Origin of the sequence: Levilactobacillus sp. LN180102 (genome assembly GCF_050106635.1) — a bacterium.
GTDB classification, from domain to species: Bacteria; Bacillota; Bacilli; order Lactobacillales; family Lactobacillaceae; genus Levilactobacillus; species Levilactobacillus brevis.
Window position 1 is genome coordinate 89,649 of the sequence record NZ_JBNIIX010000012.1, and the last position, 6,685, is coordinate 96,333.

Annotated in this window: 6 protein-coding genes; 5 read left to right on the forward strand and 1 reads right to left on the reverse strand. The window is 44.7% G+C overall.

What is annotated here, in order from left to right; genetic code table 11:
- Nucleotides 1-45 precede the first annotated feature (45 nt).
- Nucleotides 46-708, reverse strand: coding sequence for a DUF1361 domain-containing protein (locus ACP4IT_RS08665; RefSeq protein ID WP_011667458.1), 663 nt, complete (start codon nucleotides 706-708; stop codon nucleotides 46-48).
- 248 nt (nucleotides 709-956) lie between these two features.
- Between ACP4IT_RS08665 and cdaA the strand changes: the two genes are divergently transcribed.
- The 5 genes from cdaA (at nucleotide 957) to ACP4IT_RS08690 (ending at nucleotide 6,562) form a co-directional block, all read left to right on the forward strand.
- Nucleotides 957-1,808: a diadenylate cyclase CdaA gene (cdaA, locus tag ACP4IT_RS08670; RefSeq protein ID WP_011667459.1), complete on the forward strand. Its 852-nt coding sequence runs from the start codon at nucleotides 957-959 to the stop codon at nucleotides 1,806-1,808.
- Nucleotides 1,808-2,776, forward strand: a complete 969-nt coding sequence (locus ACP4IT_RS08675) for a CdaR family protein (protein ID WP_011667460.1) — start codon at nucleotides 1,808-1,810, stop codon at nucleotides 2,774-2,776. The genes cdaA and ACP4IT_RS08675 overlap by 1 nt, the downstream gene beginning before the upstream one ends.
- A 31-nt stretch (nucleotides 2,777-2,807) precedes the next feature.
- Nucleotides 2,808-4,163 carry a phosphoglucosamine mutase gene (glmM, locus tag ACP4IT_RS08680; RefSeq protein WP_011667461.1) on the forward strand — a complete coding sequence of 452 codons (1,356 nt, stop codon included), beginning with the start codon at nucleotides 2,808-2,810 and terminating at the stop codon, nucleotides 4,161-4,163.
- Nucleotides 4,164-4,476: 313 nt separating this feature from the next.
- On the forward strand, nucleotides 4,477-6,294 hold the full coding sequence (glmS, locus tag ACP4IT_RS08685) for a glutamine--fructose-6-phosphate transaminase (isomerizing) (RefSeq protein ID WP_011667462.1): 1,818 nt from the start codon (nucleotides 4,477-4,479) through the stop codon (nucleotides 6,292-6,294).
- Nucleotides 6,295-6,439: 145 nt separating this feature from the next.
- Nucleotides 6,440-6,562 carry a hypothetical protein gene (locus tag ACP4IT_RS08690; RefSeq protein ID WP_011667463.1) on the forward strand — a complete coding sequence of 41 codons (123 nt, stop codon included), beginning with the start codon at nucleotides 6,440-6,442 and terminating at the stop codon, nucleotides 6,560-6,562.
- Nucleotides 6,563-6,685 lie beyond the last annotated feature (123 nt).

The following is a 6,685-nucleotide window of genomic DNA, read 5'->3' on the forward strand; positions in this document are numbered from 1 at the left end:
TCGGTGGTCCCTGATGGGGGTCACCGAGTTTTTGGATGGTGTTAGTCATTCAGCCAATTTAGAAGGATTATTCGCCATAATAATATGCAAAACCCAATAGCAGAATAGTTGGATAAAGGTCATTAGACCAACGAAAATCCATAAATTACTGGTCCACATATTTAGTAGTGGTCGAATAAATTGTTCAGGATTCAAGAAGAGATAGATGGTATGAATACGTAAGAACCGGCCAATGTAGACACCAACGGAGGTTAAGAATGTTAAGGTTAAGACAACGAGCAACCGTACGCCACGGTTATCATGAGCTATTCGGGCGGTTAACACGTGACTGACATAGTTCAAACTCCAGAAACCCAAGAAGGCGCAACTAACGGCACTGGTCAGCATATAGGTGAAATAGATCCATAAGTGTGGTGTTACTCGGAGTAAGCCACTAACCGCGTATGGTTGCAGAAGCGAAAGGTGAAAGAGGTCAGTCAGTAAATAAGGCGCGTTTGGATAAAAGAGCAACCAGATCAAGACCAACGGCCAAAAAAGCCAGCCACTACGCGGACGTTGTTTACCGATATGGAAGCTCAGTTCAATTGGAATGTATCCCAAAAAGGTATTAAGGACAAGAAATCCAAAGGGATCTTTTGCCCGGAAAAAGAGAAAAATTAACCAGACAATGAAAAAGCCCCGAATTTCCCAGCGGGCACGCCGACTCATAAGCAATCACCAGACCTTTCACAACTAACTACCTCTATTTTACAGCGCCGGCGCTGTAAGCGGACAGAATATGACTTCTATGTTAACAGATTATCCAAGTAATAATGACCCTCTAATATAGACTTTAAGAAATCCATAAGCATTTTAGTCGGTTAAAACGGGACTTTACGCTGGATTATGTGAATCAGGGCGAAATGTTTGCGGGGCCGTGCTATAATAAAATTTGAATTCAATTTGGAGGGAAAGTTATGAACCTGGATTGGGGAAATCTCCTGACTTTGGGGCATTTGGTGAACCTACTCGACATTTTAGTTGTCTGGTTCGTGATTTATGAACTCATTGTCATGTTACGGGGAACGAAAGCGATTCAACTCTTTCGAGGCGTCATCTTAATTCTAATTGTCCGGTTTATTAGCGCTTATTTAGGCTTGAACACCGTTTCATGGTTAGTGGATCAGGTGATTAACTGGTCAGTTATTGCGATCATCATTGTTTTCCAACCGGAAATTCGGCGCGGCTTGGAGCATCTGGGTCGAGGCTCACTATTTGTGCGGGTCCGACATGAAAATGAAGCTGCTAATAAAGTGATCGATGGTTTAGACAAAGCCATTCAGTATATGTCCAAACGGCGAATTGGGGCGTTGATGACAATTCAGCGAGATACGGGGCTGGAAGACTATATTGAAACCGGGATTGATTTGGATGCGGAACTAACCGGCGAATTATTGATTAATATCTTTATTCCCAACACCCCGCTACATGATGGGGCTGTGATCATTCGCGATAATCGCGTGGCGGTCGCTGCAGCCTATTTACCACTATCCGAAAGTAATCTTATTCCTAAAGAACTGGGGACGCGTCATCGTGCCGCCGTTGGAATTTCGGAAGTTACAGATGCATTGACCATCGTAATCTCTGAGGAAACGGGTGAAGTGTCCATCACCAAGAACAACGAGCTTTTACGGGGATTAACCCAGACCGACTACCTGAAGTTCTTGCGAAATGAACTCATGAATCAAGAGGCACCAGCCACCACGAACAATATTTTTGTTAAGGCGTTAGATTGGGTGGATCAACGGTTTAGAGGGGGGCGGCGCTAATGAAAAACGAGCGTTATACAACGTGGCTCTACCGTATTCTGGCGCTGATCTTAGCGATTCTACTGTTTTCGTACGTTAATAGTACGAAGTCGTCTAGCAACAATCAGTCGAGTTCGACCGGCAGTACCACATCTTTGACGGCCACCAAAACGATGACGGTATCGGTTCCTTTACAGCTTAATGTCAACAGTAATAAGTATTTTGTTACGGGATATCCGCAAAAGGTGAAGGTGACCTTAAAGGGACCGTTGGCATTGGTTACAACAACTGCTAACACCCAGAATTTTAAAGTTTATGCAGCCTTAAGCGATCTGGGCGTAGGCAAGCATAAAGTCACCTTACACCAAGAGGGACTTAATCATGAAATTGAGTCAACGATTAAGCCGGAGAAAATTACCGTAGATATCGAACCACGGCGCACAGTCTCTTTCCCGGTTAAGGTTCGTTATAATAGCCAAAATATTGCGGCTGGTTACTCAGCTGGGAAGGCAACTTCCGATACGACAACGGTCAAAGCAACGGGCGCCGCTAATGAAATATCACGGGTTAAGCAGGTCGTTGCCCAATTGACGGTTCCCGCTAACACCAAGAAAACAATTAGTAGTCAGGCGGTTATTGAGGCCATTGATCGCAGTGGTAAAACTGTGAATGTCATTTTGACGCCATCAACCACGACCGTGAATTTACCCATTACCTCGGATGGTCAAAGTAAAAAGGTTGGCGTGAACTTGAACGCGAAGAATGGCTCGTCCGGAATGACATATAAACTAAGCAGTGACACCACCAAGGTCACCGCTTACGGCAGTGCGACACAGCTAAAGAAGCTTAGTAAGGTTGATGTGGACGTAGATGTCAGTGACGTCAAGAGTCAAGCAACTAAGACGGTCACATTGGACACGAGTGATAATAACGTAACGGCGTTTGATCCGACCTCGATTAAAGTGATGGTCAAGGCGACGACAAAGTAAGCAAACAATTTGAGAAATGAGGAATTTTGTGATGAAGTATTTTGGAACTGATGGAGTCCGTGGCGTAGCTAATCAGGAACTAACACCTGAGTTGGCATTTAAAGTTGGTCGATTTGGCGGGTATGTCTTGACGCAACACGCTGATAGTCAAAATGCCCATCCCCAAGTTTTGGTAGCTCGCGATACCCGGATTTCTGGCGAATTGTTAGAGAATGCCTTGGTCGCTGGTCTATTATCAGTAGGGATCGAAGTATTGCGCTTAGGTGTGATTACGACGCCTGCTGTGGCTTATCTAGTGCGGACGCAAGGTGCCGCAGCCGGTGTCATGATTACGGCTTCGCATAACCCAGTTGAATACAACGGAATTAAGTACTTTGGTAATGATGGTTACAAGTTGTCCGATGAGATGGAAGAGGAAATTGAAGCACTCTTGGATGCGCCAACGGATGACTTACCGCGACCAACGACTGATGGTTTAGGCACCGTTGAGGATTACTCAGAAGGTAGTCAGAAATACATTCAGTTCTTGGAACAAACGATTGCCGATGACTTGGATGGTTTGCACATCGCCGTTGACTCTGCCAATGGATCAACCAGTGGATTAGTGTCTCGCTTATATGCCGATCTTAATTTAGATTTTGATACGATTGCAACGACGCCGAATGGGTTAAACATCAATGATCAAGTGGGCTCAACGCATCCTGAACAATTGCAAAAGTTTGTGGTTGATCAGGGCGCAGCGATTGGGTTGGCTTTTGATGGTGATGGTGACCGGTGTATCGCGGTTGACGAAGAAGGCCATTTGGTTGATGGTGATAAGATCATGTACATTTGTGGAAAGTACATGGCAGAACATGGCCGTCTGAAAAAAGACACGATTGTGACGACGGTGATGAGTAACCTCGGTATGTATAAGGCGATGGAAGCTCATGATTTACAATCGGTGAAGACCAAAGTTGGTGACCGTTATGTTGTTGAAGAAATGCGGAAGTCAGGCTATAACTTGGGCGGCGAACAGTCTGGTCACATTGTCTTTTTAGACTTTAATACGACCGGTGATGGGTTACTGACTAGTCTACAATTACTGCATATCTTAAAAGTTACCGGTAAGAAGTTATCAGAGCTGGCCGCAGACGTGAAGACTTATCCGCAAAAGCTGGTGAACGTCAAGGTGTCAGATAAGCAAGCGGCCTTGACGAATCCGCAGGTACAGGCAATGATTGCGACTGTGGAAAAGGAAATGAATGGTGACGGCCGCGTGTTAGTTCGGCCTTCAGGAACTGAACCCTTGTTACGGGTGATGGCAGAGGCGCCAACGGAAGAAACTGTGGCCGCCTATGTTGGTCGAATTGCGGATGTGGTTCGGGCTGAAGTGGGTGTCGAATAAAGTAAAGATGTTTGTGTGGCGGGGATGGTTCCCGCCATTTTTTGTGTCCAAATTTAGGATAGCTATGGTAAACTGATGGCAGAGATGTTTCAGAAAAGTGTCGGTGATTGCCATCCGTTAGAAATGATAGACCGGTTTTATTTTTTATAATTGACAACCCTAACAGAACGCTGTAAAGTATAGTCATTCAGAGATGATTTTCAAAACATTTCAGTCTATACCAATTTTAGAGAAAACTGATACATTTCGCTAATCAAACTAACCGACCCGACCGGATAACCGGAAGTGGTGTCGAGCAAAGGAAGATAAACTTATGTGTGGAATTGTTGGAGTGACGGGTAACGATAACGCCGTTAAAATTTTAGTTAATGGGCTACAAAAGTTGGAATATCGCGGCTATGATTCAGCCGGAATCTATGTTAATGACCAAAAAGGCCAGGATTATTTGGTAAAGTCCAAGGGCCGGATTTCCGAATTAAGTGCTAAGATTACGCCAGAAGTTCACGGATCAACTGGGATTGGTCATACGCGTTGGGCAACGCATGGGGTGGTTAGCGTGGATAATGCGCACCCACATTTCTCCAACGACGACCGCTTTTACTTGGTTCACAATGGTGTAATTGATAACTTCCAAGAACTTAAGGCGCAATATTTAAGTGATGTACCTTTCCGGAGCCAAACGGATACAGAAGTTGTCGTACAGTTGATTGATAAGTTTGCGGTAGAAGATCACTTAGATGCTAAGCAGGCTTTCTTGAAGACACTAGGCCTGCTGAAGGGTTCCTCGTATGCCTTCTTAATGATGGATCGGGAACAACCAGACACATTATTTGTGGCTAAGAACAAGAGCCCCTTATTAATTGGTGTCGGCGATGGCTTCAACGTTGTCTGCTCAGATGCCTTGGCCATGTTACGGGAAACCCACGATTTCTTGGAATTAATGGATGGTGAAGTTGTAACGATCACGCCAGATAAAGTGGCAATCGAAGACGCTGATGGTCAGACTGTTGAGCGGAAACCTTTCCACGTTGACATGAACGCTGATGAAGCAGACAAGGGCACTTATCCATTCTACATGTTAAAAGAAGTTGATGAACAACCTAATGTGATGCGTAAATTAGCCCAAACGTATCTGTCAGAACACGGCGAACCTAATATTGACAAGCAATTGCTACAAGCAATGGAAGCCGCTGATCGATTGTATATCATTGGCGCTGGGACGAGTTATCACGCTGGGCTGATTGGTAAGCGCCTCTTTGAAAACTTGGCTCACATTCCAACGGAAGTTCACGTGTCATCAGAATTTGCGTATGAACAACCGATGTTATCTGAGAAGCCATTCTTTATTTTCCTGACCCAATCTGGAGAAACAGCTGACAGTCGTGAAGTTTTGGTTAACGTGAACGATGCGGGTTACCCAAGCTTGACAATCACCAATGTGCAAAACTCCACGTTATCACGTGAAGCCACTTACACCTTGTTGTTACATGCCGGTCCAGAAATTGCGGTGGCTTCAACTAAGGCGTACACGGCCCAAATTGCTTTGGAAGCTATCTTGGCCAAGGCTTTAGGTGAATTAACTGGCCAGATCATTGCGCAGAATTTCAATATTCGGCAACAGTTGGGACTCGTCGCAACTGGGATGCAAGCTATTGTGGATGAAAAGGATAAGCTGGAAGAGATGTCTTCCAAGTACTTGTTAAAGACTAACCGGGCGTTTTACATTGGCCGGGGAATCGACCACGCCGTTTCCTTAGAAGCAGCTTTGAAGCTGAAAGAGATTTCTTACATTCAGTGTGAAGGCTTCGCGTCTGGTGAATTAAAGCATGGTACGATTGCATTAATTGAGGCTGGAACACCAGTTATTGGGTTTATTACGCAGGCGAAGACGGCTGGTTTAACCCGGAGTAACTTACAAGAAACGATGGCCCGTGGTGCACAAACCTTGACGATTGTCCGGGAAAGTTTAGCCGTAGATGGTGATGACTTAGTCTTACCGGATGTCGATGAGATGTTAATGCCACTCTTAAGTGTCGTACCAGCACAATTGTTGGCTTACTACACGAGTTTAAATAAGGGCTTAGATGTTGATAAGCCACGGAACTTGGCTAAGAGTGTGACAGTTGAATAACTAGATAAGTTGAAAAGGTCGAGACAATTGTCTCGGCCTTTTTTGTGTTTATGGGAACCTGTAACGACAGGGACTTCTGCTTGCGTAAACGGGGTTTTCGCTGTATAGTACTTACAGTTAATTAATGAAAACGGTGGTGAAAAAAATGAAGTATACAAAACGGGTGGATACCCATAAGAACCAGAAACAACGTGATGCAACTTTTGAGAAGTTCCGGAAACAACAAAATGAATTAAGTGCGAACCGGCGAGGTATTCGTCGGAAATAGGGCTCTTTGTCAACGGGTGTTGATGGAGGATTTATGTGGAACTTCGTTCACTTGCGAACGGGGTTCCTTTTCTTTACTCTGATTTTAAATTCAATCTGAATACGAAAAACAAAGTTTTTCCAA